Origin of the sequence: Solibacillus sp. FSL W8-0372, assembly GCF_037969735.1 — a bacterium.
GTDB lineage: Bacteria > Bacillota > Bacilli > Bacillales_A > Planococcaceae > Solibacillus > Solibacillus faecavium.
Map to the genome: position 1 here is coordinate 1,897,629 of NZ_CP150204.1, position 24,825 is coordinate 1,922,453.

Sequence of the window (24,825 nt, forward strand, 5' to 3'; positions counted from 1 at the left end):
CTCCTTTCTACTATAATAACGAATGTAAATATGGCTAGGTTGAAAATATAAAAAAACACGGAGCATTTACTTTCGTAAACAAACTCCGTGCTGATCATATTATTGATAAAACGGTTTTACTTTATATCCGCTTTGCTCTAAATGATAGCGGATATTTTTGTCTACTAAAAAGTGACCTGCCCCAACTACGACAAAGAAAGTACCCGGTTGTTTTTCCAGTACTTCTACAAGTTTGTCAGCCATTTGTTCATCACGTTTGCCGAAAAGCATTTCGTTAAATTCTGAAGTATCTTCATTCATTTCTTTTAAGCTATCCGCAAATTTTTCAATGTCGCCATTGACCCAGTTCGTAAACCAGTCGGCCATGATTTTAACATCTTCATCTGTTTGCTCAGCTGGTTCTAAAATGCTATCAAGGGCCTCAACAAGGGATTGTTCCTGTGATTCCTGAGACAAGCCATCAAACATATCAACTTGGGCATTCATACCTTCCAGCTCATAAATAGGCTTTTGCTGTAAATAAGCACTTAGTATAAATTGGATATCTACACCATGCATCGCCATTTCCTCCGGTGTTAAACCAAACACTCCGTCAAGCGCCATTGATGAAAAATTACTTGAAATAAACCAAGGTTTTTGTAATGCTAACTCTTCCATCGGCATTCCCAATTGCTCTGCAACTTTTTCCAGTTTTGCATACGTTTCTTCACTTACGACATCTTTAATTGTGCGACCATCCGTAAACATCGCTTTTTCCATATAGTAATCTAAACCGGATGGGTCCAATGAGTTTACCTCAACAAATAGACCATCTGAGTCTTTAAAGGCATTCGTAAGCTTTTTGTGCATTGGATGTAAATCCGGTGTACCTACATGAATAGAGCCTAATAAGTATACTTTTGTATCTTCGTCTTCTACTACCCAGGCAACCCCTTTTGCACCTGCATTGGCCTGTTCGAAAGTATCTTGAATTAAACGGACAGCAAAAATGACAGCATGCTGTGTCGTTGCTTTAGCATCCAGCATTAATCCACTTTCAGACCCTTGCAGTACTTTGCGCTCCTGCATATATTTAACCGCATCTTCTGATACATTCAAATCGTATTGTGCGACAATATTATATAGTTGATTAATGATATCACCGCGTGTTTTATCGCCAGTAACTTTTAGTGGTGTAAATGCTTCATTTTTAGCTAAATTTAAACCTGCAATTTTCTTTTCTGTTAATGTCATTAATGAATTTAAACGTTCAGTAGAAATAGTGGATCGAAAGCCATCATAATACCATTCAATCGGGAAAATGCCGAACTTTTCGCCATCATTTAATGTTTGGATTGCCCAATTACTAATATCGGGTGTAACCTGTTCTGCTTTAACGGCTGGCATAATTGTTGTAAACATTAAAGTTGTTCCTAATGTTGTTGCGATAGCCGTTTTCGTAAACTTTTTCATTGTTAACATCCTCCTAAAAAACGATTATGAAATCGCTTTTTCAAAATAGAATATATGAAATAGCTTTATTAGTTTGTAGTCGCTCTATAACTCTACCTGAATACATTCTAAAATTATATTTCACCCAATAATTGTATCATAATTTTTTATAAATATTTTCATTTAATGGTAATTTTTATGCAAATTATTTATATTGCTATATTTGGTTGATGATTGATGAAATCCGTTCATATTACTGACTACTAAGTATTTTTTATTTCTGTCTGAGACATATTAAATTAGGTTGATTTATACAATTTAATTTGATACCAATAAAATTTTATATGGAATAATCATCTTTTTAAAATAATATTTTCATGATTATTTTTTTTTATTCAGGGTAATTTAACTGTAGATAATCGAAAGGTGGTAAAAAGGATGAAAAAACTCGCTTTATTTTTAGCAATAGGAACCAGTGCATTTTTAGTAGCTTGCGGAGATAAAGAGGAAGCAACTAATTTACCGGATAATGCACCTACAGAGCAAAATACAATGGATCAGACAAGTAAAGATACTAATACTGATACGACGAATGCACCGTATAACTTTACACACTTTGATTTAGATATTAAGTATGCTGATAATAAGAGCTATGAAGTGGATTATGAAAATGAAGCATCTCGTGCAGAGGCATCCATCGATGATGAAGTAAATAATTCTAAAATCGAAGGTAATGAAGCTACAAATACTTTAGTACCGATTTTTGAGAGCTTTACATTTGATGCGAATACAGATTCTGATGCAGTCATTGATGAAGTTTTAGAAAAATTCAATCAGCCTGACAGCTTCTTAGAAGTTGAAATTGAAATTAAGTTTGCTGACGGTACAGTGAAAGAATACCGTCGTACAAACCAATAAGAACCTGCGGATAATAATGCCGGTTCATGCTAAAAGAGAGATTGCATTATGCAGTCTCTCTTTTTCACTGGATTACTTTAAAGCATCTTCGCAATCTGAAGCGTGCGATGTAGTACTTTTGCCATTTGGGATCGTGTTAATTTTCCATTTGGATCGAAATGGCCATTTTCTTTTCCTCCAAAGATTCCATATTCATACGCCAATGCAATATAGTAACGCTCCAAAGAAGAAAGCTGTTTAATATCCGTGAATGGCATTTTACTTAAATTAGGATCAGCCATTGCCACTCCTGCATGCTGCAGCATACGTATGGATATTAGGGCTGCTTCTTTTCTAGTCACGACTTGTTCGGCATGAAAGTAATTTGATTTTTTATCATCCAATATCCCTGCCTCCAGTAGCGCTTGAACAGATGCTTCATACCATTTCCCCTGTATATCCAGATAGGTAGAATGTTCATTAGCTGTTAAACCCATTGAACGGGAAATCATTGCTGCATATTGTGCTAACGTAACGTGAGCACTTGGTTTAAAATAATTATTTTCAACTCCAGAAACAATTTTACGTTTCGCCAGCTGCTCAATTTGATAACGGTGCCCGTCTGCCTGAATATCAAAGAACTTCGGATTGTGCTCGGAAACAATATATTCTGCGGAGTTTTTTGTCTTCAATACATGCTTATTCAACACTCTTGTATATGGCGTTGCTTCATATTCACCATCATTACCTAAACGAAGTATTGTTGCTGAAGCCGGGAAACCTTTTACTTCGATATCAATATAGGATGAGAACTGTAAATTTTCATTATGCATACTTGCTGAAAGCAAAATAGACTGCCCTTTTACTTCATCAATTGTCAAAGCAATGACTGCATTATTATTTGAAGCAGGAATTGCAGATCGGGGGATGGAAAGTGAAATGCTATCGGAAACCGTGATTTTTGTTGGTATATGACGGTTCATATCCGATACTGGGATTAGTATAGAATACGAATTACCTTTCTTTGAAACTTCAATCGACGTCGGGTTTTCCTTTTCCTCGAGCTCTTCATAATAATACGGATCCCATCCAAATGGTATATTACGCTGAGCCTCTTCTATATATAATAAATCTTGTAAATTCGTCACTAATCGTTGCTGTAATGCGTTTAATGCATTATATTCCTTTCGAACCGCTTCTACTTGCTGCTGTGTAGAAGAAGTAGTCAATTTTGATATAGCGGTCATTACTTGCTGCGCAATTGAGCGATTGTAGGCAGGTGACTGGTGCAGCTCATATTCACGCATTTTTTCATTTGCCATTGTAGAAAGTAAAGTGCGGAAATCATATGGCAATAAATTGTACGCCTGCATCGCCGATTGGTAGTTGGATAGATAGTTCCAATCTTTCGTATTTAATTGTTCGAAGCTGAGTTGGACAGCCTCCATTTTTCTCAGGTTCTCCATATAATTTTGAAGCTGTATGTATGAATGGCTCGGTATAGCATTTTTCTGTGAATACGTTAATGAATTGTAATAACGATTCGCCTCTTCTATGTCCCGAATAAATGTACTTTTTCTCGCTGAAATTGCATTCATTTTTGCAGCAAATGTATTCAAAACTTCCTGATGGTTTTCATATGTATCTAAGTAATAAAATAATGTCGCCGCATTCCTTACTTGCGTCTGCTGGTAATAAGTTAAGGCGTTGTAGGCATTTCGTGCTTCCTTTATGTAATACTCATATGTACTGCTCGATGTGTTGATCTGATCGATTAAGTTCTCTACGTTATAAACTTGCCAATCATAGGAATTACTACTATTCGCAAAGGCTGGTGCATCGGTAATCACAATTGCAGCAGGAATAGAAAGAATGGAAAATAGTGCTGCTGATTTTTTTATAGTCATGAATATCTACCTTTCTAAATAAAACTTGCATGTAAATTGTAGCATGAAAAAGGTAGTTGATGTTAAATATTCTAAATAAGGGGTTAATCAACGTCCGAACAACTTTGAGTGGGCAGAACGCTTACTTTGCTTAAAAAAATAAGGCGCCGTCAAAATAACGGAAGATTTTACCGTTATTTAATTGTTGTTGCTCATTTTGGGATAAATAAGGGAACGTTTTACCGTTATTTTAAATAAAAGACCGGAATTTCATGTTTTTTAGGTCAATAACGGAAATTCTTTCCCTTATTTTCACTATTTTTTGTGTAATTTTTAAAATAACGGATATTTCTTCCGCTATTTACCTCATTACGCACGCAATTCAATCTCCCGGAAAGCCATTCCCCGTAGCGCAGCAGAACAAATTTAATTAGAACCGACTTATGGTGATGAACCAAATAAGAACTAATCAGGTGCACAAAAAAAACCGGAGCATTCGATTAAGAATACTCCGGTTAAACTTCTATTATTTTGATTCGTTATATGCTTTTAAAAACTCTTTTACTTTTGCACTATCAGCCTCTAATTTTAAGCCTGTGTCAATTAAAGGTGTTACTGTTGATACAGCCGGCTTTTTCTTACCTTGGTAGTAGCTGATGAACTCGTCTTGATTGATCGAGTGAAGAACTGCTTTACGTAAGTCTGCTGATTTAGCAGTTTCGCGGCCGCTTGTATTGAATAATAAGTAAGATACAGCGTTACTGTCTGCAGTTTTTAATTGTAAGTTTTCATCGCCTTCTACTACGTCTGTTTTCGTTTCAGGCACTGATTGTAATACGTGAATTTCACCGTTACGCAATGCAGAAAGTGCGCTGTCGTTATCTTGGATGAAACGAACGCTTATATTTTCAATTTTTGGCTCGTTCTCAGTTCCTGCTTGATATGCCGGGTTTTTCACGAATGTTGCTTCATAGTCATTTTTCTTAACTAAAATATACGGACCAGATGCAGCTAAATGGTTGGCATAGCTGCCGCCTTCAGTAATTGTCGATTGGTCGCCGTAAGCAATATCAGAGTTCGGGTCATAGCTTGTTACATCAAATGTATTTACCGCAGTTACTGCAGCTTCCGATACGATCCCGCCTGATTGGTGTGCTAAGTAATTTAATACTTGTGGGAATGGATTTGGCGTTGTTAATTTAACTACTTGGTACTTACCTGATGCGTTGTCTACATCTTTTTCATCTGTTACAACTTCAGAAATAGCAGCCGGTAATTCATCTGATAATTCTTCTAAAATCGATTTACCATCAGCTGTTTTTACAGATTCTAATGAAGTTAGATCTGAAACGATTTCCACTGTATCGATATTTTCATGGATTGAATATGTGCGGTGATCCGGTACAGAATTTTCATCTTTCGCACGGTTTAGTGAGAATACAACATCTTCTGCTGATACTAAATCACCCGTATCAACTGCTTTGTCACCTTCTACTTTCGCGAAGTTAATGTCATCACGCAGTACGAAATAATACTCTTCGTTGTTTTCAGCTATTGCATGATCATAAGATAATGAACCTTCAGAAACAACATCATCTGTATCCGATAAGTTGACTAAACGCACATACATATTCGTATTTAACGTGTTAATTGATCCGTCGTTTGCTTTTACTGGGTCAAGTGATGTTAATGATGCGATTGCTTGGTGCAGCACTAACGTTTCAGAAGCATTTTTACCTTCATCATTGAATGAAATTGTTTCCCAAGCTTGAGCACGTGATTTTGGTAATCGAACTGTATCTGGGTTAACTTCTGTTTTATAAATCCCTTGGAATTTTTGTGAAATGTAAAGTGGTGCAATGTAAGCATTATCAAATACTAGTGCTTGTTCAAGCTCTTTATATTTTTCTTTCGCTTCATCACCTGTTAAAGTGCTTGCCTCGTCGATTAATTGATCAACTGTTTCATCTGCTGTACGGCTGTAGTCGCCACCTGATTTAAATAAGCCGCGCACTGCATAGTCAGGGTTCCCTGTAACTGTCGTCCAGCTTGAAATCGCAATATCAAAGTTGCCTGCATCTTGCTGTGCTGTAAATGAACCGTAATCTGGTTGAATGTTCAGCTTTACATCAAAGCCATTTTTCACTAATTGATCACGTACGATGTTCATATCCTGCTCTGAAGAAGCCATACCTAATAATTCAATAACCGGCTTCGTTCCAGTGCTTTCTGCCCCATCGTTTTCTTTTACATCCGATTTTGTTTCGACACAGCCTGTTAATGCTACTGCTGCTACTGTTGCTGTTGATGCTAATGTAAATAACTTTTTATTCATGAAAAATTCCTCCAAAAAATTAATTTGATTTCGGGTCTAGTGCGTCACGCAGTCCATCGCCAAAGAAGTTAAACGATAAAACAAGTAGCATGATGCATAGCCCCGGGAAAATCGCTAAATAAGAATGTGATTCCAAATATGTGCTTCCTACTTTTAAAATATTGCCCCATTCCGGTATATGTGGCTCAATACCGAGGCCAAGGAAGCTTAAACTACTTGTGGAAATAACCGCCCCCCCAATTGTTAAAGTTGCCTTTACAATCATTGGTGCTAAGGCATTTGGTACGATATGCCTGAAAATAATCGAGCGATCGTTTGCCCCTAATGCCCGGGCAGATTCCACAAATTCGTAGTTTGAGATTTGCATTACATTTGCACGCATCGTACGCGCATAAGTCGGGATCGCGCCAACACTTAATGCGATAATTAAATTCGTCGTATTTGCTCCAAAAGCGGCGATAATGGCAATAGCCAGTAAAATACCAGGAATAGCATATAGCACATCCAATGCACGCATAATAATATTGTCCGTGTTTTTACCGTAATACCCTGAAATCGCACCAAGTGCCCCACCAATTAAAGCAGGAATAATCGTTGCACAAAAACCTACAATTAAAGAAATTTGTGCACCAAAAACAATACGTGAAAATAAATCCCGTCCAAAATTATCAGTACCTAATGGATACTCAAGTGTCGGTGTTTGCAATAACACAGCATAGTTATTTTCAACTGCAAAGTCATAGTCAAATGTCCATGAGCTGACAACCGATAAACTGAACATAAATACGATGAAAAATAAACCGAACACTGCCATCGTATTACGCAATATTTTGTTCCACGTTTTTTGCCATTTTTCCACAGCAGACGGGTCCGTGTTACGTGCTTTTCGTATTAATGTAATTCCAAGAAGTAATGAAAAGAAATTACCTGTTAACGTTGGAATAAGTAATACGATTCCTAGCGGCAGCATCCATTTTGGAGCTGTATCAAACGTTACATATCTCGCTATTAAAATAGCTGTAATTAAATATAACAATGCTAAAATGATAAACGCACCCATAGCAGGTATAAATGTATCCACTACATATGGCTTGAAAATATTTAACCCTGAAATCATTAAAATAAAGATTTGTGTTAAAAACGCATAGACAGCAAATGTATATTCTGCTGTTTTATTTTTCGATGCCAGCATAAAACCATAGCCCGCAGCAAAAACATTTCCTGTAAAAACGGTTGCTACAAGTGGAATACCGAGTAATCGAGTCCGTTTTGTCACTTCACTATGCTTTGCCAAATCCTTTTTAATAAGGTGTGAAGTAAACGAGACGTAAATCGTTGTGGCAACATAGATTGCAAAGAACACCAATACGATCGGTCTCCATACACCTTCTGAAAAGTTAAAACTATAAAGTAAAAACAGCAATGAAAAAATCGCAGAAAAAGCAATGGTAAACTGTGCATTTACATACTCTTGTGTTATTTTCAACAGCAGTTTTACATCTGATATAAATTTCACGTCGGTACTCTCTCCTATGATTTTTTCATTTTTGATCGAATTCTCGGGTCAAAGAATGCATATAAAATATCGATCAACATATTAACAATCGAAATCGTGATTGCAATATAAACAACCCCGCCTAAAATTGCCGGAATGTCCGGAATAAATTGTTTATCGACAATATAGCTCCCGATTCCACTAATATTAAATACTTTCTCTGTTACCGCAGCACCGCCAAGCATTCCGCCAAATAACAATCCGATTACTGTAATTATAGGAATCATTGCATTGCGAATCGCATGCTTCGTTATAACTTTGCGTTCGCTTAAGCCTTTTGCTTTTGCTGTAATAATGTAATCCTCATGAATGACTTCCAGCATGCTGGAACGGGTCATACGTGCGATCGAAGCGGTGATCGATGTTCCGAGTACGACAATCGGCAATACAATGGACATCCAATTGCTTGGATTATACGTTGCAGGGAACCATTTCAGTTCTAAAGAGAATGTTAAAATAAAGATTAACCCTTGCCAGAAGCTTGGAATAGATAAACCGATTAACGCAACAAACATGAATACGTAATCAATAAATGAGTTCGGTCTAACTGCAGAAATAATACCTACGGGAATCGCAATGGCAATCGCCATCAATAATGAAAACATGGCAATTTCAAGCGTTACAGGGAATTTGTTTAAGATGCTTTGTGTGACATCTTCCTTCCCGGCAAAAGAAGTTCCTAAATCGAAAGTAAAAAGGCCTGATAATGAATGCCAAAGCTGTACTAAATATGGCTGATCCAATCCGTAAAGCTTATTAAAGTTTTCAATTTGAGCAGGTGTAGCCTCTACCCCCAGTAAATTACGCGCTGGGTCAAATGGAGAAATATACAAAATTGTAAACACAAGTGTGGCCACTCCAATAATGACAAACACACTTTGCAGTAAGCGTTCAAATATAAAACGAATAAAAGGATTACTCGTAATAAGTATAAGAGCGTACATTAAAATACCTGGAATTATTGTAATCAGTAAAAATAGTGGTTGTTTTAGGAGATTACTGAAATAATTTTTATAGGAGTTTTTCTGGATACCAGTAGTCGCAAGCGTTTTTTCTACTTCCCGCTCTAATTTCATTTGCGCCAACTGTTTTGCATTTACCTCAATTTCTTGCTCATTCATACTTTGTTTGAAAAACTGTGCTTTCGTTCGTTCTTCTGCTTCATATTGCTGCTGCCACTCTATGACTTTGCCACTTTCTATTATTTGTTGTTTCACCTTCAATGCATTTTCAGCATACGTAGTTTTGGAACGTTTCACTAAATAAAGTGGAAACGTGATCATGTGAACAAGCAAACCGAATAATACATAGGCAAAATAATAGCTTTTTTTAGAAGCATTTTTTTGAAAGCTTTCAAAAAACAATTGCTGCATGGAACTTAAAGCTCCTTTCTAACTTATAATCTTTCGACTTATTAAAAGATAAGAGTCGTAAAACTTTAAATATTGTATAATTCCTACCTGTATAGTAATGTATTATGTAGAACGAATATGAATAAGTCAACAAAATATTTAAACTTCTTTTCCGTGTTGTGAGACAACCACTTAAAGAAGTAATCTGCCCAGGAGGATGTCACGAATTACGTAAGATGTTCCATACGTAGGTTTGATGCCTAATTCGTACATAATGCCTGCTTGGCGCAATTGATTCTAAATAAAGGATGAGCATTTTATGAGTGAGAAGTTGCTTGAAGTGAAGGATTTACGCGTTTCTTTTATTACGGGTGAACAAGAATTCGAAGCAGTAAAAGGCGTAAGTTTTCATGTAAATAAAGGAGAAACAGTCGGGATTGTGGGTGAATCCGGTAGTGGGAAAAGTGTTACTGCTCGTTCCATTATGCGCTTGCTTCCCTCTCCCCCCTCTTTTTTGAAAGATGGAACGATTGAATTTCAAGGAAAAAATTTAATTACACAATCAGAAAAACAAATGGAGTCAATTCGTGGAAAAGACATCAGTATGATTTTTCAGGATCCAATGACATCTACAAACCCGACAATTCGTATCGGTGACCAGATTGCGGAAGGAATTATTAAGCATCAAGGGGCTTCAAAGAAAGATGCTTATGCAAAGACAATTGAATTATTAAAGCTTGTCGGTATTAAAAACAGTGAAGAACGCTACAATCAATACCCGCATGAATTTAGTGGCGGCATGCGTCAGCGTGTAATGATTGCTATGGCTTTAGCGTGTAACCCTTCCCTTTTAATTGCTGACGAACCGACAACTGCACTCGATGTAACGATTCAAGCACAAATTCTTTCTTTAATGAAGAATATGCAAGAACGATTTGGTACATCCATTATTTTGATTACGCATGATTTAGGTGTCGTAGCAGGCATGTGCGATCGAGTTGTTGTGATGAAGGAAGGCGAAGTGGTAGAGCAAGGTACGACAGAGGAAATTTTCGCAAATCCACAGCACCCTTATACAAAGCGTCTATTAAATGCGCTACCGAAGCTCCATGAAAAGAAAGAACCGAAAGTCATGCCTAATTTATCACCGGATTTGGATGTGAATGTTCCTTTAGTAGAAGTGAAGAACATTTCCAAGCATTTTGAACTAGCAAAAGGCAATGTACTGAAGGCAGTGGATGATTTATCATTCTATATTTATCCTGGTGAAACACTTGGGCTAGTCGGTGAATCCGGTTCAGGTAAATCCACAACAGGTCGGACATTATTGCAACTCCATGAACCGACTGAAGGAGAGGTACTCTATAAAGGTGTACCGGTTACCCGTCTTTCGAAAAATGAGTTGAAAAGTATGCGCCGTTACATGCAGATGATTTTCCAGGATCCGTATTCAAGCTTAAATCCACGGAAAAAAGTTTTGGATATTATTGGAGAAGCACTTGATGTGCATAAGCTATCCCCTTCTAAAGAAGCTCGCCGCATTCGAGTGGAGGAATTATTAGAGCTTGTCGGACTGAAAAAAGAGCATGCACTACGTTATCCGCATGAATTCAGTGGTGGTCAGCGCCAACGAATCGGTATTGCCCGTGCACTTGCAGTAGAGCCACAATTTATTGTGTGCGATGAACCACTTTCCGCATTGGATGTTTCCATTCAAAAGCAAGTAGTGGAATTGCTGAAAGACTTACAGCAGCGACTTGGATTAACGTATTTGTTCATCGCACATGATTTATCGATGGTAAAGCATATTAGTGACCGTGTCGCCGTTATGTATGGTGGGAAAATTGTTGAATTAGCAGAAAGCGAAGAATTGTATGCAAACCCTCAGCATCCTTATACGAAAATGCTGCTTGATTCAATCCCCATTCCCGACCCAGCAATTGAAAAACAGAAAAAACGCAAAGTAATGACTGAAGAAGAGCTGATTGCGAACCGCTTTGATGTGGAAAATACAGAGCTTGTTGAAGTATCAAAAGGTCATTGGGTTGCAATTTAATAAGTAAGAACACGAAAAAGATCAATTTTTCTCCTATGAAAAAATTGATCTTTTTTCTTTTTATTGAATGGACCCTGTACTTTTCAGACCCGGAGTTACAGTTACATTTACTTTTGCATTTTTATAGGCTTCCATCCATTCCGTTTCGCTCATACGCCTGTTATGAAGGACTTTGCCTTTATAGTCAATTCCAAAGCCAAGCGGATCATAGCCACTTTCCATCATCTCTTTAATAAACGCTGTAATTTTTTCCTCTGTTTCACGTTTAAGCTGTTTATTATACTTTGGCAAATCTTTATTTTTTAACGGCTTCTTTGATTCTGAAATTGAGCCTTTTAAGCTAGCTTTTATTTCAAGCTCTATAGTTGATTCATCTTTTATAATGACTTTGTAATTGGATCGGATTGTATCAATATTAGCTATAAATGAATCGCCATCTTCTTCTATTTTTAATTCAGCATTTTTTGATTTTTTTGTGAGCAAATTATAGATGGAGGTATTTAGCGTTTCAAGTTCATGTGGCTCTTTGTTATTTGCTAATAAAAATGACTTGTTAATTTTAAAATGCTCATCTTTTTTAACTATCTCGATAATTGGTATAACTGTATCTATTCCAGTTTCCTTCATATTTCGTCTAAATTCAAATAAATATGTCGTCACGATAAAAGGACTATTCGTTCCATTTCCATCAAAATAGTTAAATAGCTCCGGATAGGCGGCAGTTTCCCCTTGTGGAATCAGTTTAATAATTTCTTCAGCAGATGGTCGTCCTATACTGATCCATGAAATCATTTGAATGTCCGGTCTTCTTAATAAAAAATCAATAATTTCCTCATTTTTATCCTCTTTTAATAACTCTTCTCCAATAACAATTAGTTTGGAATGCCCAAATTCAAGCTCCTTATCGGAATACGATTCCAATATACGAATGGCTTCTGATAATGTTTCACCCGTCTGTGTTAAATAAGAGTACTCCGGAGCAGTCGCTTCTTTAAATGAGCTTGTTGGTTCATATAGCTTTAACGTTATTTTATAAGGTTTGTCCTCTTCATCTGTTTTATCAACCGCTATCATTGCAATAAAAACTGTTTTATCGATATCTTTAAATTCACAACCTGCTATGAAAATGCTGCAAATTAATAACAAAATGAGAGCCTTCATTTTAATATTAAGATTTTGCATATTTCATTCTCCTTTTTATAAAAACAAACACTAGAACCATTAAAGGAAATATAAACACTAAAATGCTATAAAAAAAACTTGTATAACGAAATAGTTGGTACTCATTTAGTTCGGTTACTAAATACAGTGTAATGGCTATGAAGAAAGGAATTGGTATAAATTTTCCGATGCTATTTCCTTTGAATTTTATATTTTCAAACTTAAAAATAAAACTTAAAAATTCCATCGAAGCATGCCAATGAATGAGAATACTTATAAATGCAATCCCTAAGTAAAATAACAAGAAAATGAATAATACTCTCTCTATTACAAAAAAGTCCATTTTTAATGAGTCTGTAGTAGAAATCCATGGGTAAACAAGCTGATTAATATTTTCAAAGCCATTAAATCCAATTGGTATAAAATATGTCGTAAATAATGTTGCGCCTGCTATGAGTGTGATGAGACTAATCTGTTTCCAACCAAATGTTTGTTTTTCAGTAAAGTATCGATTAAAAATAAACAAATTTGCAACGCCTAAAAATAGAAAAAAACATGAAGAAAATGAATGCCAGTTTGGAATTTTGTTAATATATAAAGCAGCTTCTCTTACAAAATCCCATTCCAAATTAGGACTAGTATACGCTTTATAAAAAATGAACAGGATTAATGGGCTTGTAATTAACAATATAATTTCCGTTGTAAATAATACACGTTGTGTTTTCATTAAACATCCAAAAATAACGGAAAGGATTATCGTTAAGCTAATTTGCATAATAGGCATTTCTGGACTTAAGTAACGAATTAACAGAAATGTAAAGGTGATTAAGGTGATCAGTCCCGCAACAAACCATAAAATCGCGAGTGAAAATACAAACGGGAAATAAAACCATTTAGGTGTCGTTTTCTGTAAAAGCTCAGGTAAAGTCATACCCGGATAGGAATTAAAAAAGCGAGTATAAATTGTAACAAGAATCACACCTGCTATTACTCCCATTATCATAGCAGAAACGGTACCTTCTTTATGGTAATGTAAAAGAATGGCAGGGACTGAAGCGATAATATTCGCAACCATATTAATTAATATTAAATAATAATAAAATCGGTTCATGATTCCTCCCCTGATTTCATTTTATTTTTTTTATCCATACTCAGTTTTAAATAAGGTTCTCCAAAGCTATTAATGCTTACTAAGTACATAACTAAAGCGTACAGCCCCAGTGTTAAACCTGCTAAGCCAAATATTGTTGTCACTAATATGAAAAATAGACGTACCACACGAATAGAAAAGGCCATTTCATTTATCGGAATAACAAAAGTGGAAATGGCAACAGCAGATACGATAATAACCATTACATTTGATGCTAGGGAAGCCTCTGTTACAGCAGTTCCTAATATTAATCCACCTACTGTAGTAGCAGTTGCACTTACAGCTTTTGGGAGACGTATACTTGCTTCTAAAAGCATTTCCATAAAAAATAGCATAAATAATACTTCTATAAAGGATGAAAAAGGGACACCAATTCTACTACCGGCAATTGTTAATGCTAACTCTGTACGGAATACTTCCGGTGCATATGAGGTAATACCAATATATAAACTCGGCAGGAGAATACTTATAAACAAACCTGTATAGCGGAGGAATTTCAAAAAAAATGATATTAAAAATGTGTGATAATTATCTTCCATTGTTGTCATGAAATCAAAAAAGAAAACGGGTGCAATAAGCGCCTGAGGATTTCCGTCAAGTAGTAATACAACTTTTCCACCCGAAAGATTGTATGCGATACGGTCTGGTCTTTCAGTCATAATCATTTGAGGAAATAAGGAAAATTTCTGATTGTTTATATAATTATTTAACTGAGTTGTCGAAGTAATAATCTTGTTGTCAACAGTTTGAAGCCTTTCTTCAATTAGCTTCAATGCACTTTTATTTACATGTTCTTTATCATAAATGATCGCCAATTTTTGTTGGTTCACTTCCCCCATTACTACATAATCAACGAATAATGAAGGCTGATGATAATTCGATCGAATCATATTTATACTCATTGTCAGATTTTCACTTAACGCTATTTGTGATCCATGTATAGTCATTTCTACTGAGGTTGTATTTATTTGATCATTCGTAGAAAACTTTAAATCGAGTAATAGAATTTCATTTTGAATCACGATTATTACATTACCACTCATTACATCCTGTTTAAGCTGATCTAATGATTTACTTTCTTGAAATTGGGGCAAAGCCTGAATATACCGAATAAATTTAGTTTCGGAGGTCATTTCAAAAAAAGGTTTAATAATAATTTTTTGAAATAATTCCAAATTAATAAGGGTCTTAATATAATGTATTTCTGCTTTTTTCCCCTCATCTTCTAGCGTCTTCTTTGTGAGTTCGTTTGTATCCTTGAATTGTTCTTCAATTGACTTAATATTTTCTTCAGAAGACATCTTAATTCTCCTATTCTTAAATATCTTCATTTAGTATGTCCAATTCTAGGAATATTAATCATGTAAGGTTAATTTAGGTCAATGAAAAAACCATTCTCAACTAATGAGAATGGTCCAGATTGTCGACAAAAGGTCTCGAAAAACCTTTTGTCTTTTTATTATAAATTTTAATTAGGTGCTTAACAGGAACAAGTTGTTCACGCTCATTATTTTAAATTGATTTCTAGTCATCGTAGATATCGATCTCACTTTATTTAAAGGAATGAATAAGTTGATTGGAATGGAGGGACCGTGACTCCACCGGGAACCGCACGTGCGGAAGATCCACTAACTTGGGCCTGCCGTCGTAGGCACAAGTTAGTTAGCTGGAGCCGTGCCCGGGGAAAGCATCGGTCCCGGAATGGAAATCAACGGTTATGATTAGTTAACTTTATTTTAATAAAAAAGACTGTAGGCAACCCCGAATTTCTTCGAGTTTGTCTACAGTCTGAATCATTCTCAACTAATAAGAATGATTTTAAGCTATTAATCATTATTGATTTGCTTTAGTAAACGGTAAGCATTAATATTAATAGATTTTACAGGACTAATACCTTCCATTATTTCAACTACATCTCGTAATAATGGCATCAAGTTTTCCTCAATGAATTCTTTTTTCACCGCATCAGTCACTTCGATTTCCAGTTTGTCCATACTATTAAGCAATTCATCACACATGATATGTAGTACTTCCTCTTCACGGTATGTAGACGTGTCATTTAAAATTAACTTGGCACGTAAATCCAAATATTTATACCAGTAATCCCTTAAATCCAATTGCTGCTTATTTTTATATTCCTGACGCTTAGAGCGATTCGGGTCGAGGTTTTTCGTTATTGTTAACAGTCTTTCCATTTTATATTCGATCGTGGATTGACTTTCTTTTTTTAGCTTTAATTGAGCTTCCAATGCATTTTGCAGTTGCTTTTCTTTTTTATATTTTTTAAACTTCTTGAAGCCAAAATAAAGAACACCGGCCCCTACGAAAACCATCCAATTACTCATTAAAAGTAATATTACAAAAATTATTCCGAACCAACTCCAAAATTTCTTCACCAGCTACTACACTCCTAATAATTAAACATTCTACCGGAATTATAGCATCGGCAAATTTCTGCAACAACCGGTAAAATAAGACAAAGCCTGTTACGGAAGGTGTTGACCCTTCATAACAGGCTTGTTTTTTAATACGCTATACGCTTTTTCTCATATGCCGCGATTTGTTCTTCATATTGGAATGTCAATGAAATTTCATCCCAGCCGTTTAGCAGCATTTGCTTATAATATGGGTCAATCGTAAATGAATACGTTTTGCCATACCCTGTAGTAACAGTTTGCTGCTCCAGGTTCACTTCAATAGCCTGTGCTTTTTCTAAGCCTTTTTCCAGTAGTTCATCACATTCAGCTTCTGTTAATTTAATCGGTAAAATACCGTTTTTAAAGCAGTTATTATGGAAAATATCTGCAAAGCTCGGTGCAATAACTACACGGAAGCCGTAATCAAGAATGGCCCATGGTGCATGTTCGCGTGAAGAGCCGCAGCCGAAGTTATCCTGTGCGACTAAAATTTCAGCACTCTTATATTCAGGCTTGTTTAATACGAAATCCTCATTTGGCTTGCCGTCTTTGTCAAAACGCCAGTGATAAAATACGTATTGTCCAAACCCTGTACGCTCAATGCGCTTTAAAAACTCTTTTGAAATAATTTGGTCAGTATCGACATTTTTACGGTCTAGTGGTGCATATATGCTGTTGACAATATTAATCGGTTCCATACTAATCTCTCCTTATGCTTCCTGCTTTTGTAGCTTACGGACATCAACAAAGCGCCCGTGAATTGCAGCGGCAGCCGCCATAGCTGGTGACACAAGATGCGTACGTGCACCCGCGCCTTGACGCCCTTCAAAGTTACGGTTTGACGTCGATGCACAACGTTCACCGGATGGAATGACATCTTCGTTCATGCCTAGGCAAGCTGAGCATCCCGATTCGCGCCATTCAAAGCCTGCATCAAGAAAAATTTGGTGAAGGCCTTCTTCTTCTGCCTGACGTTTTGTTGACCAAGAGCCTGGAACAACAATCCCTTTAACACCTGGAGCTATCTTTTCGCCTTTAACGATATCTGCTGCTGCACGTAAGTCATTAATACGTGAGTTCGTACAAGAACCGATAAATACGTGCTGAATCTCGATGTCAGTAATATTTTGTCCTTCTTGTAAATCCATATATTGTAACGCTTTATTTAATGCTGCTCTATCAGTCTCGTTATTGTAGTCTGCAGCAGTTGGTACAGTTTTCGAAACACCTACACCCATTGCCGGATTCGTACCCCATGTTACGATTGGTTCGATTTCGTCTGCATCGATTTCAAGTACTACATCATAAGTAGCATCTGCATCAGACGCTAAGCTTAACCAGTACTTTGCCGCTTCTTCAAACTGTTCGCCCTGTGGTACATGGCGGCGTCCGCGAAGGAATTCGACTGTAATTTCATCTGGAGAAATAAGACCAGCTTTTGCTCCGGCTTCAATTGACATATTACAGATTGTCATTCGTTCTTCCATAGAAAGTTTGCGAATTGCTTCTCCTGTATATTCAACGATATGGCCTGTTCCTACACCGATTCCCCACTTAGCGATAATCGCTAAAATGATGTCTTTTGCTGTTACGCCAAGACCAAGTTCACCGTTAACACGAATTTCCATTGTAGGTGGCTTTAATTGCCATAATGTTTGAGTTGATAGAACATGTTCCACTTCCGATGTTCCGATACCGAATGCAATGGCACCGAAAGCACCGTGTGTAGCTGTATGTGAGTCTCCGCAAACAATCGTCTTACCAGGCTGTGTTAACCCTAGTTCTGGTCCGATTACGTGAACAATCCCTTGATCAGGGTGTCCGATATCTGCTAATTCAATGCCGAATTCCTTCGCATTTTCAGCTAGTGTCATAATTTGCTTTTTGGCGATTGGATCATTGATCGTCGGTAAATTTTTCGTTGGTACGTTATGGTCCATTGTAGCAAAACATAAATCTGTTCGACGCACTTTTCGCCCTGCTAAGCGTAATCCCTCAAACGCCTGTGGACTAGTAACTTCGTGAATTAAATGTAAGTCGATATATAGTAAATCTGGCTTACCTTCTTCACGATGTACAACATGCTGTTCCCACACTTTTTCAATAATATTTTTCCCCATAGTTTTCACCGTTCCTTACCCATATATAGAGTTGATGTTCATTCTTGGGGCAGACATGATGTTGGCTAAAAATACGTCATAACAAGCGTGACATTTTTTATTCGCACCATGCTCCCCTTTTTTACAATCAACAATCTGCTTACTTAAAAAATGATTAATTATATGAAATCATAATGCTGTCCGAAACGAAGCTTGCATCGATTTCGTTTAGTACTTGTTCAGTCCATTCTTCAGTAGATAGTGAACGTGTATGTTCCTGTGCTAAATCTGCTGTGAAATACCCATCATTAAACACTGCTGTAACCGCACGTTCAATTTCGGCTGCTTCCTCTTTTAAACCGAATGAGTATTGTAGCATCATTGCTACTGAAAGAATTGTTGCTGCCGGGTTGGCAACACCTTGCCCTGCAATTTCAGGTGCTGAACCATGTACTGGCTCGTAAAGACCGAAGTTATCACCGCGAATTGATGCTGAAGGCAATACACCTAGTGAACCTGTAATAACAGAAGCTTCGTCACTTAAAATATCACCGAATAAATTTTCAGTAACGATGACATCATATTGACCAGGATTTGTAATTAGCTTCATCGCCACTGAGTCAACTAAGTTATGTTCTGTTTCTACATCTGGGTACTGCTTTTTCTTCTCTTCTACAATTTCACGCCATAAACGTGATGTATCGAGTACGTTTGCTTTATCTACTGAGCAAAGTTTTCCACGACGTAAACGAGCTAATTCGAAAGCATTTTCGACAATACGCTCAATTTCTTCACGTGAATACACACATGTATCAATAGCACCTGCATCTGTTTTTTTACGTGGCTCTCCGAAGTAAAGCCCTCCTGTTAATTCGCGGACAATCATTAAGTCTACATTTTCCGCAACTTCACGCTTTAATGGAGAAGATGCAAGTAAACTAGGGAATGCTTTCACAGGACGTAAATTCGCAAATAAATCAAAGTGCTTACGAATTTTTAATAAACCTTTTTCCGGTCGTAGGCTTGGTGCGTTATTATCCCATTTCGGTCCGCCGACAGCGCCTAATAAAATAGCATCACTTGCTTCACACATCGCAATTGTTTCATCCGGTAATGGATTGTTGTATTGATCAATTGCTGCTCCGCCGATTGCCGCGTAGTTTAAATGAAATGTATGATTAAAACGTTTCCCGATTACTTGTAATACTTTTACTGCACTTGCAACAACTTCTGGACCAATGCCGTCACCTGGTAGTACTGTAATTTTCTTTTCCATTTGTAAAACACCTTTCTTTCTACGTGAAGTTACTTGATGTAGAAGCGCCATCTGCTGTGATGACGCTATTGTTAATATAAAGAGATTGCTAGTTGAAATCTTTTAAACTGAGATTGTCTGTCTTTCTCGTACTTGCTGTTGAATCAGTTGGCGATTGACTGCATTTAAGTATGCTTTTGCACTTGCTTCTAATACATCTTGTGCTGAATCGCGTCCTGTAGAGGTATAGCCATTGTATTTTAAATTAACGACCGCTTCTCCAAGTGCATCGCGTCCTTTGCCGACTGATTGTACTCGGTAATCTAGTATGTTTACCTTTCCTCCAACAAGTAATTCCAACGTATTGAAGATTGCTTCGACTGAACCTGATCCTGTTGAAGCGAGTGTTTTCAACTCACCTCCAGGAGTAAGTACTGATGCAGTAGCAGTCGGAATATTTTCGGTACCGTACTGAACTTGAACTGATTTTAGTTCAAATAGCGGAACATCTTCTATTGAAACTTGTTGCTCAGTTAAAATCGTTGTTAAATCGTCTTCCGTAACTTCTTTTTTGCGGTCGGCCAATTTTTTGAATTCAGCAAATGCTTTGTTCAGTTTTTCATCCGATAGCTCGAAGCCCATTGTTTCTGCACGGTCGCGGAATGCTGCGCGTCCGGAATGCTTCCCTAAAACTAATGGAATATCGTCTTCTCCTACAAGTGCAGGAGAAATAATTTCGTAAGTTTCTGGATTTTTCAATACACCGTCCTGGTGAATACCCGATTCATGAGCAAATGCATTTTTACCTACAACAGCTTTGTTAGGCTGAATAACTACATTTGTCAGGCGGCTTACCATTTGAGATGTACGTTTAATTTCTTTTAAGTTAAGCCCTGTTTCAACACCGTAAAAATCTTTACGGATGTGAAGCGCAACACCTATTTCCTCTAATGCTGCATTTCCGGCGCGTTCACCGATACCGTTAATCGTACATTCTACTTGATCGGCACCATTTTGAACGGCTGCTAATGAGTTTGCTACTGCCATTCCTAAATCATCGTGGCAATGGGCAGAAAACTTAATTTTCTCAGCACCGATGACGTTTTCACGTAAATAGCGGAATAATGCGCCATATTCTTCCGGCGATGCGTAACCAACTGTATCCGGAATATTAATTGTTGTGGCACCTGCTTTAATTACTTCCTGGCAAATACGTACTAAAAATTCTTTATCGGAACGGAAGCCATCTTCTGCGGAAAATTCTACAAGCGAGAATTTTTCCTTTGCGTATTTCACTGCGGCTACTGCCTGCTCGACTACTTCATCCGGATTTTTCTTTAATTTGTATTCCATATGAATCGGGCTTGTTGCGATAAATGTATGAACATGTGGTTGTTCTGCATGGCGAATTGCTTCCCAAACTGCGTCGATGTCACTTTTCACGGCACGCGCTAAGCCTGTAACAATTGAATTTTTCACTGTTTTTGCAATTAACGAAACAGCTTCCAAGTCACCTGGAGATGAGGCAGGAAATCCCGCCTCAATAATTGTGACACCTAAACGCTCTAGTTGTTTTGCGATTTCCACTTTTTCTGCTGTATTTAAATTAATACCAGCAGACTGTTCACCATCGCGCAATGTTGTATCAAAAATGTCAATTTTTCTCATATTATTTCACTGTAACCTTTTGTTTTCCTTTGTTGATGAATGGCATCATTGCGCGTAATTTTTCGCCTACTTCTTCAATTTGGTGGTTAGCGCCAGCTTCTTTAAACTTCGTATATTCTGGACGACCCGTTTCATTTTCTTCGATCCAGCGTTTCGCGAAAGTACCGTCTTGGATATCTGTTAACACTTCTTTCATACGTGCTTTTACAGATGCGTCGATAATACGTGGACCTGATACATAGTCTCCCCACTCAGCTGTATCTGAGATTGAATAGCGCATTGTCGCCATACCGCCTTCGAACATTAGGTCAACGATTAGCTTTAATTCGTGTAAAGTTTCAAAGTAAGCTAATTCTGGTTGGTAGCCCGCTTCTACTAATGTTTCGAAACCAGCTTTTACAAGTTCAGTTGTACCACCGCAAAGTACTGCTTGCTCACCGAATAGATCTGTTACTGTTTCTTCAGCGAATGTAGTTTCAAGTAAACCACCACGTGCTGAACCAATTCCTTTACCGTATGCAAGGGCTAAATCACGTGCTTGACCAGTTGCATCTTGGTAGATTGCGAATAAGCCCGGTACGCCTGCACCTTCAACGAATTGACGTCGTACTAAGTGACCAGGACCTTTTGGCGCTACTAGGAATACGTCTACATCTGCTGGTGGTGTAATTTGACCGAAGTGTACGTTGAAACCATGTGCGAACATTAACGCTTTACCCGGTGTTAAGTACGGTGCGATTTCTGCTTCGTAAACTGCTTTTTGACGCTCATCCGGAAGTAGGATTTGGATTACATCTGCTTCTGCTGCTGCTTCAGCAACTGATTTTACTTCTACGCCGTCTTCTTTAGCTGCATCATAAGATTTACCTGGACGGATACCTACTACTACATCAAAGCCTGATTCTTTTAAGTTAAGCGCATGGGCATGGCCTTGTGAACCATAACCGATAATCGCGATTTTTTTCCCTTGTAATACTTGCTCGTTGATTTCATTTTCATAATACATTTTAGACATTTTCATTTCCTCCAATTAAGTTGAATTATATATTTTTTGATATACGGGCTTCAGATGACATCCTCCGCCCCGTATGGAATGCCGGCTATTTTAAAATTGAAAGTTGTGGACCTTCGATTTTTTGTGCTTCACGTATCGACGCTGTTGCGCCAGTACGTGTTAATTCTTTAATGCCATATGGTCTAATCAGTTCGATAAATGCATCGATTTTTTCCGGATGACCTACAACTTCATATGTGACAACATTTTTTGACGTATCGACAACTTGTGGTCGGAACGGCTCAACAATTGCATTCATTTCCATTCGCATATTCGGTGGTGATACTACTTTAATGAGTGCCAGCTCACGAAGAACGATTGATTTTTCTGTAATATCATTTACTTTTAATACGTCAATTTGCTTCGATAGCTGTTTAATTAACTGTTCGATTTTATTTTCATCTTCCACATGAACGATGAACGTCATTTTTGAGAAGTTCGGCTGTTCTGAGTGACCAACTGTAATTGATTCAATATTGAATTGGCGTTTCATTAACAAACCTGTCACTCGATTTAATACTCCGCTTTGATTAATTACTGTTACTGTGAGCACACGTTTCATGGCTTTTCCACTCCAATCATTTCATGTAATCCTTTTCCTGGTGCGACCATTGGGAAGACGCTCACGAGCTGTTTCACTCGACAGTCAATTACGACTGGTTCATCTGAATTAATTGCTTCGGCAAAAATTGCTTCTGCCTCCGATAAATTATCAATTCGATAGCCCTTTACTCCATATGCCTCAGCAAGCTTTACGAAATCCGGCTGAATCGGCATAAGACTTTGAGAGTAGCGCTCTTCATAGAAAGTTTCCTGCCATTGTCGTACCATTCCTAAGCAGCTGTTATTCAAAATGACAACTTTTACAGGTAAATTGAATTCTTTTAATAGAATCAGCTCTTGGTTTGTCATTTGGAATCCTGCATCACCTACGATGGAAATAACCTTCTTATCAGGTTTCGCAAATTGTGCTCCGATGGCTGCAGGGAATCCGAAGCCCATCGTTCCTAATCCGCCTGATGTAACCCAGCCATGTGGATTGTTTAAATGATAATATTGCGCTGCCCACATTTGATGCTGCCCTACGTCAGTTGTAACAATTGCGTCGCCATCCGTTAACCTATGGATAATTTCCATTGCTTGCTGCGGTAAAATTTCTTCACCAGCATCTTCATACCAAAGTGGATATCTGTCGCGACTATCATTTAAGTAATCCATCCAGTCCGTCGTATCCGGTCCTTGGAAATCTTTTTTCAATAATGCATAAAGTGCTTCTTTTGCATCCGCTACAATCGGAATGTCTGTCGGAACATTTTTCCCGATTTCTGCTGGATCGATATCAATGTGGATAATCGTCGCATTTGGCGCAAAAGTAGCTAAGTTCCCTGTCAGGCGATCGTCAAATCGTGCCCCGATATTGATTAATAAATCACATTTTGTAATGGCATCATTAGCTGTTGCATAACCATGCATTCCTGCCATACCAAAGAACTGTTTATGCTGTCCGTGTATACTTCCTAAACCAAGTAGAGTGTTTACAACCGGTAAATTATATTTTTCAATAAATTCAGTCAATTGTTCGCAAGCATCTGCGAATAATACACCTGCACCTGCAAGCACTAAAGGTTTTTTAGCTAAAGTAATGGCCTGAATCGCTTTTTGTATTTGTAAATAGTTCGGTTTAGTCGTTGGTTGATATCCTGGTAAATAAATATCCTCCGGTGTTTTTATATCCTCAAGGAAAACAGATTGTGAAATATTTTTAGGGAAATCAATAACTACCGGCCCTTTTCGTCCCGTATTCGCAATATGGAATGCTTCTTTAACGATTCGTGGAATATCCGCTACATCCTGAACCTGATAGTTGTGCTTTGTAATTGGTGTTGTAATCCCCATAATATCTGCTTCCTGGAAAGCGTCCGTACCGATGACTGATGTGGCTACCTGACCTGTAAAAATTACTAGTGGAATGGAATCAATCATCGCATCCGCAATACCTGTTACAAGGTTTGTTGCACCTGGTCCAGATGTTGCAATGACTACACCCGGCTTATTCATTACACGAGCATAACCTTCTGCTGCGTGGATAGCACCTTGTTCATGTCGTGTTAAAATATGGCGAATCGGGTTACGGTAAAGTGCATCATAAATCTGTAATACGGCCCCACCTGGATAACCAAAAATAATTTCTACTTCCTGATCATGTAATGCCTGCACTAAAATATCGGCACCATCTCTAGATTTAATTACTTGTGGCTGTTCCTCAGGCATTTCAATTTCTTTACTGATTGAAACATTTGTACTCATTTTTTAATACTCCTTCCTTTGAAAAAAATTTATATGTTAACTCATGGTCGATTTTTATATAAAAAGAAAAAGCCTCTTATATCCGCACGCAAAAGAAAACCTCTTACGTAGGGATGAAAAAGACTTTTCATGGTACCACCCTTATTTATAGCAAAGACAACAAAGGCCCCTTTAAAAGAACCAATGTCCACCTTGCTACCTC

At 37.5% G+C, this 24,825-nt stretch carries 18 protein-coding genes; 2 read left to right on the forward strand and 16 right to left on the reverse strand.

Annotated features, from left to right (window positions below; translation table 11 throughout):
• Positions 1–99 precede the first annotated feature (99 nt).
• Positions 100–1,452, reverse strand: a complete 1,353-nt coding sequence (locus MKY13_RS09365; protein ID WP_339216732.1) for a TraB/GumN family protein — start codon at positions 1,450–1,452, stop codon at positions 100–102.
• A 417-nt stretch (positions 1,453–1,869) separates the two neighbouring features.
• Between MKY13_RS09365 and MKY13_RS09370 the strand changes: the two genes are divergently transcribed.
• Positions 1,870–2,349: a YusW family protein gene (locus MKY13_RS09370; protein ID WP_339216734.1), complete on the forward strand. Its 480-nt coding sequence runs from the start codon at positions 1,870–1,872 to the stop codon at positions 2,347–2,349.
• A gap of 77 nt (positions 2,350–2,426) precedes the next feature.
• On the opposite strand, the gene MKY13_RS09375 is transcribed toward MKY13_RS09370, so the two are convergent.
• The 4 genes from MKY13_RS09375 to MKY13_RS09390 form a co-directional block, all read right to left on the reverse strand.
• Positions 2,427–4,235: an S-layer homology domain-containing protein gene (locus tag MKY13_RS09375; protein ID WP_339216736.1), complete on the reverse strand. Its 1,809-nt coding sequence runs from the start codon at positions 4,233–4,235 to the stop codon at positions 2,427–2,429.
• A gap of 505 nt (positions 4,236–4,740) precedes the next feature.
• Positions 4,741–6,549 carry an ABC transporter substrate-binding protein gene (locus MKY13_RS09380; protein ID WP_191698907.1) on the reverse strand — a complete coding sequence of 603 codons (1,809 nt, stop codon included), beginning with the start codon at positions 6,547–6,549 and terminating at the stop codon, positions 4,741–4,743.
• A 19-nt stretch (positions 6,550–6,568) separates the two neighbouring features.
• Positions 6,569–8,065 (reverse strand): ABC transporter permease, encoded by a 1,497-nt coding sequence (locus MKY13_RS09385; RefSeq protein ID WP_191698906.1) that lies wholly within the window; start codon positions 8,063–8,065, stop codon positions 6,569–6,571.
• A 14-nt stretch (positions 8,066–8,079) separates the two neighbouring features.
• A complete protein-coding gene (locus MKY13_RS09390; RefSeq protein ID WP_339216739.1) occupies positions 8,080–9,477 on the reverse strand; it encodes an ABC transporter permease in 1,398 nt (465 codons plus the stop codon).
• A 298-nt stretch (positions 9,478–9,775) separates the two neighbouring features.
• On the opposite strand from MKY13_RS09390, the gene MKY13_RS09395 reads away from it, so the two are divergent.
• Positions 9,776–11,512 (forward strand): ABC transporter ATP-binding protein, encoded by a 1,737-nt coding sequence (locus tag MKY13_RS09395; protein WP_339216741.1) that lies wholly within the window; start codon positions 9,776–9,778, stop codon positions 11,510–11,512.
• A 60-nt stretch (positions 11,513–11,572) separates the two neighbouring features.
• Here the strand turns inward: MKY13_RS09395 and MKY13_RS09400 are convergent, their stop codons facing one another.
• From MKY13_RS09400 to ilvB, 11 genes are all read right to left on the reverse strand, one after another.
• A complete protein-coding gene (locus MKY13_RS09400) occupies positions 11,573–12,694 on the reverse strand; it encodes a Ger(x)C family spore germination protein (protein WP_339216743.1) in 1,122 nt (373 codons plus the stop codon).
• The gene (locus tag MKY13_RS09405) at positions 12,681–13,784 is read right to left on the reverse strand and encodes a GerAB/ArcD/ProY family transporter (protein WP_191698902.1); all 1,104 of its coding nucleotides are present in this window, start codon (positions 13,782–13,784) and stop codon (positions 12,681–12,683) included. Before MKY13_RS09405 ends, MKY13_RS09400 begins: the two co-directional genes overlap by 14 nt.
• Positions 13,781–15,124: a spore germination protein gene (locus MKY13_RS09410; protein WP_191698901.1), complete on the reverse strand. Its 1,344-nt coding sequence runs from the start codon at positions 15,122–15,124 to the stop codon at positions 13,781–13,783. Before MKY13_RS09410 ends, MKY13_RS09405 begins: the two co-directional genes overlap by 4 nt.
• 525 nt (positions 15,125–15,649) lie before the next feature.
• Complete coding sequence (locus MKY13_RS09415; RefSeq protein ID WP_339216746.1) at positions 15,650–16,219, reverse strand: ABC transporter substrate-binding protein; 570 nt, start codon at positions 16,217–16,219, stop codon at positions 15,650–15,652.
• Positions 16,220–16,347: 128 nt separating this feature from the next.
• A complete protein-coding gene (gene leuD / locus MKY13_RS09420; protein WP_191698899.1) occupies positions 16,348–16,938 on the reverse strand; it encodes a 3-isopropylmalate dehydratase small subunit in 591 nt (196 codons plus the stop codon).
• A gap of 12 nt (positions 16,939–16,950) precedes the next feature.
• The gene (gene leuC, locus MKY13_RS09425; protein WP_339216748.1) at positions 16,951–18,360 is read right to left on the reverse strand and encodes a 3-isopropylmalate dehydratase large subunit; all 1,410 of its coding nucleotides are present in this window, start codon (positions 18,358–18,360) and stop codon (positions 16,951–16,953) included.
• A gap of 154 nt (positions 18,361–18,514) precedes the next feature.
• On the reverse strand, positions 18,515–19,615 hold the full coding sequence (leuB, locus tag MKY13_RS09430; protein WP_191698897.1) for a 3-isopropylmalate dehydrogenase: 1,101 nt from the start codon (positions 19,613–19,615) through the stop codon (positions 18,515–18,517).
• A 102-nt stretch (positions 19,616–19,717) separates the two neighbouring features.
• The gene (locus MKY13_RS09435; RefSeq protein ID WP_191698896.1) at positions 19,718–21,262 is read right to left on the reverse strand and encodes a 2-isopropylmalate synthase; all 1,545 of its coding nucleotides are present in this window, start codon (positions 21,260–21,262) and stop codon (positions 19,718–19,720) included.
• A 1-nt stretch (position 21,263) separates the two neighbouring features.
• On the reverse strand, positions 21,264–22,277 hold the full coding sequence (gene ilvC / locus MKY13_RS09440) for a ketol-acid reductoisomerase (RefSeq protein ID WP_191698895.1): 1,014 nt from the start codon (positions 22,275–22,277) through the stop codon (positions 21,264–21,266).
• An 85-nt stretch (positions 22,278–22,362) separates the two neighbouring features.
• Positions 22,363–22,878 carry an acetolactate synthase small subunit gene (gene ilvN / locus MKY13_RS09445; protein ID WP_191698894.1) on the reverse strand — a complete coding sequence of 172 codons (516 nt, stop codon included), beginning with the start codon at positions 22,876–22,878 and terminating at the stop codon, positions 22,363–22,365.
• Positions 22,875–24,623, reverse strand: coding sequence for a biosynthetic-type acetolactate synthase large subunit (gene ilvB / locus MKY13_RS09450; RefSeq protein WP_191698893.1), 1,749 nt, complete (start codon positions 24,621–24,623; stop codon positions 22,875–22,877). Before ilvB ends, ilvN begins: the two co-directional genes overlap by 4 nt.
• Positions 24,624–24,825: the final 202 nt, after the last annotated feature.

Excerpts from the sequence above, each read along its gene's own strand:
- MKY13_RS09365 (WP_339216732.1), bottom strand. The coding sequence starts at position 1,452 with ATGAAAAAGTTTACGAAAACGGCTATCGCAACAACATTAGGAACAACT.
- MKY13_RS09370 (WP_339216734.1), top strand. The coding sequence starts at position 1,870 with ATGAAAAAACTCGCTTTATTTTTAGCAATAGGAACCAGTGCATTTTTA.
- MKY13_RS09375 (WP_339216736.1), bottom strand. The coding sequence starts at position 4,235 with ATGACTATAAAAAAATCAGCAGCACTATTTTCCATTCTTTCTATTCCT.
- MKY13_RS09380 (WP_191698907.1), bottom strand. The coding sequence starts at position 6,549 with ATGAATAAAAAGTTATTTACATTAGCATCAACAGCAACAGTAGCAGCA.
- MKY13_RS09390 (WP_339216739.1), bottom strand. The coding sequence starts at position 9,477 with ATGCAGCAATTGTTTTTTGAAAGCTTTCAAAAAAATGCTTCTAAAAAA.
- MKY13_RS09395 (WP_339216741.1), top strand. The coding sequence starts at position 9,776 with ATGAGTGAGAAGTTGCTTGAAGTGAAGGATTTACGCGTTTCTTTTATT.
- MKY13_RS09400 (WP_339216743.1), bottom strand. The coding sequence starts at position 12,694 with ATGCAAAATCTTAATATTAAAATGAAGGCTCTCATTTTGTTATTAATT.
- MKY13_RS09405 (WP_191698902.1), bottom strand. The coding sequence starts at position 13,784 with ATGAACCGATTTTATTATTATTTAATATTAATTAATATGGTTGCGAAT.
- MKY13_RS09410 (WP_191698901.1), bottom strand. The coding sequence starts at position 15,124 with ATGTCTTCTGAAGAAAATATTAAGTCAATTGAAGAACAATTCAAGGAT.
- leuD (WP_191698899.1), bottom strand. The coding sequence starts at position 16,938 with ATGGAACCGATTAATATTGTCAACAGCATATATGCACCACTAGACCGT.
- leuC (WP_339216748.1), bottom strand. The coding sequence starts at position 18,360 with ATGGGGAAAAATATTATTGAAAAAGTGTGGGAACAGCATGTTGTACAT.
- leuB (WP_191698897.1), bottom strand. The coding sequence starts at position 19,615 with ATGGAAAAGAAAATTACAGTACTACCAGGTGACGGCATTGGTCCAGAA.
- MKY13_RS09435 (WP_191698896.1), bottom strand. The coding sequence starts at position 21,262 with ATGAGAAAAATTGACATTTTTGATACAACATTGCGCGATGGTGAACAG.
- ilvC (WP_191698895.1), bottom strand. The coding sequence starts at position 22,277 with ATGTCTAAAATGTATTATGAAAATGAAATCAACGAGCAAGTATTACAA.
- ilvN (WP_191698894.1), bottom strand. The coding sequence starts at position 22,878 with ATGAAACGTGTGCTCACAGTAACAGTAATTAATCAAAGCGGAGTATTA.
- ilvB (WP_191698893.1), bottom strand. The coding sequence starts at position 24,623 with ATGAGTACAAATGTTTCAATCAGTAAAGAAATTGAAATGCCTGAGGAA.